The organism is Pseudoxanthomonas sp. LjRoot204_2 (genome assembly GCF_056175765.1).
Genome location: NZ_JBGFFG010000557.1, coordinates 1 through 1879 on the forward strand (window position 1 = coordinate 1; position 1879 = coordinate 1879).

General features: G+C 63.9%; 4 protein-coding genes. All 4 read left to right on the forward strand.

Going from position 1 to position 1879, the window contains the following annotated elements; genetic code table 11:
• A partial coding sequence (locus AC04L7_RS17815; RefSeq protein ID WP_475513583.1) for a hypothetical protein occupies positions 1-570 on the forward strand: 570 nt, incomplete at its 5' end.
• An 81-nt stretch (positions 571-651) separates the two neighbouring features.
• Positions 652-873, forward strand: a complete 222-nt coding sequence (locus AC04L7_RS17820) for a helix-turn-helix transcriptional regulator (protein ID WP_435998338.1) — start codon at positions 652-654, stop codon at positions 871-873.
• Positions 870-1100, forward strand: coding sequence for a hypothetical protein (locus tag AC04L7_RS17825; protein WP_435998336.1), 231 nt, complete (start codon positions 870-872; stop codon positions 1098-1100). The genes AC04L7_RS17820 and AC04L7_RS17825 overlap by 4 nt, the downstream gene beginning before the upstream one ends.
• Positions 1087-1879, forward strand: a 793-nt coding sequence (locus AC04L7_RS17830; RefSeq protein WP_475513584.1) for an AAA family ATPase, incomplete at its 3' end; no start/stop codon positions are given. The genes AC04L7_RS17825 and AC04L7_RS17830, both read left to right, overlap by 14 nt.

Below are 1879 nucleotides of genomic sequence, written 5' to 3' on the forward strand. Positions count from 1 at the left end.
GCTGGCGACCGCTTCATCACAAGGCGGGATGTTCGCGATGGGATACTGGTGTCAACCGAGGTCTCTTACGATCCGAACGCCAAGATCGAATCATTCGATGACCTCAAGCAAGCCTTCGAGGAATTATTCCCTTCCGCCGAGGCGCAAGTCCGAGAGATTGCCGAATACGCACAGGGCGAGATTGATGCGGGCGCTTCGGGCTCACGCCTTCAGTATGCGCAGCATGTTGTCCAAGTTTCAGAGCACGTTATCCGCCAAGTTAGGCAGGGAAAAGCCGAGGCCGCGGTGATCCTCGCCATTGCGATGATGCACAGCGTTTTTCGTGTGAAGGTGAAGTCCATCGAACCCACAGTTATCACGGGCGCCAAGGCCAGCCAGMAGCGCAAGAGCGCCGGATTCTCCAGTGCGCAAGAGCGAGAGCAGGAAAGGCGCCCAGAGTGGGAGCAATGGCAGAATCGCTTCACGCAGCACCGGCTCGAAAATCCCCACCTCAGCAAGTCCAGGATTCACGAGATGGTCGCTGCTGAATTCGGGGTAACACGGCAGGCGATCGCAAAGCGCGTTCGATGAGTTGCAACGGTACGACCGCGTTGCAGAAATAGGATTTCTACTCTGCTCCCACCGCCGCACATGCGGTCTAAGGAGCATGCAATGGAAACCTCAGCCTCACCCAGAAAGGGGGACGCGATCCTGCGCCTTCCCGAGGTGGAGAAGCGAACCGGCCTTCGCCGAGCCAGCATCTACCGCCGCGCCGCGGCCGGCACCTTCCCCAAGCCCGTGCGACTCGGCCCCAACTCCACCGGCTGGCTGGAGTCCGAGATCGACAGCTTCATCGCCCAAGCGGTCGCTCAGCGTGACCAGGCATCCGCATGAACGCGCCTCCACGGCTCTACGAGACCGAGTCGGCGCCGCTGCTGTCGCAGCTTCCTGACACCGCAGACGGGTTCGCTGCCCGTCTCCACCAGTTGCACAGGACGCCGGATGCTGGCCTGGCCGATCAGGTAGCCCGCGACGCCGCCGGCATCTACTCCGTTGCCGTCAGAATCGCCGCCGCCCTGCGTATCGAACAGGACCAGGAGCGAGGCAATGGGACGCAATGAGCGGCCTCCGACACCCGAGATCGTCTGTGTCCCGCTCGACGTCTTCGCCGGCTTGCAGTTCCCGCCACGCCGGATCTTGCTCGCTCCCTGGCTGACCGCAAGCAGCATCAACATGCTGAGCGCCTACCGGGGCACGGGGAAGACTTGGACCGCACTCTCGATCGCGCTGGCGGTAGCGAGCGGMGGCCAGTTCCTGCGATTCACTGCGCCGGCGCCCGCTCGCGTTCTATACGTGGACGGCGAGATGGCCGGAACCGACCTGCAGCACCGCCTGCAACGGCTCATGCCGATGTTCCCCGACCTCGACAGCCAGAACTTCAGCGTTATCACCCCAGACGTGCAGTGCCGGGCCCTGCCCGACCTATCCACCTACCAAGGCCAGGCCGAGCTCGAGCAGTGGACCTCGCAAGCCGATCTGATCGTGATCGACAACCTCTCCAGCCTGGCGCGCACCGGCGCGGAGAACGAGGCTGAGAGCTGGGTCATCGTCGCGGACTGGGCGCTGCGCATGCGTCGCGAGGGCCGCGCGGTGCTCTTCGTCCACCACACCGGCAAGAACGGCCAGCAGCGCGGCACCAGCAAGCGCGAAGACCTTCTCGACACCAGCATCATCCTGGCTCGCCGCGAGGACCAGCAAGGCGAATCCGCAGGCGCCGGCTTCAGCTGGGAATGGTCGAAGGCGCGCGGGCTGCACGGCACCGACATTGAGACCCTGCAGGCCGATCTGGTGACGAATCAGCATGGCGGCCTGTCCTGGGCCTGTCGCCAAGTGKGCGATG

Excerpts from the sequence above, each read along its gene's own strand:
- AC04L7_RS17820 (WP_435998338.1), top strand. The coding sequence starts at position 652 with ATGGAAACCTCAGCCTCACCCAGAAAGGGGGACGCGATCCTGCGCCTT.
- AC04L7_RS17825 (WP_435998336.1), top strand. The coding sequence starts at position 870 with ATGAACGCGCCTCCACGGCTCTACGAGACCGAGTCGGCGCCGCTGCTG.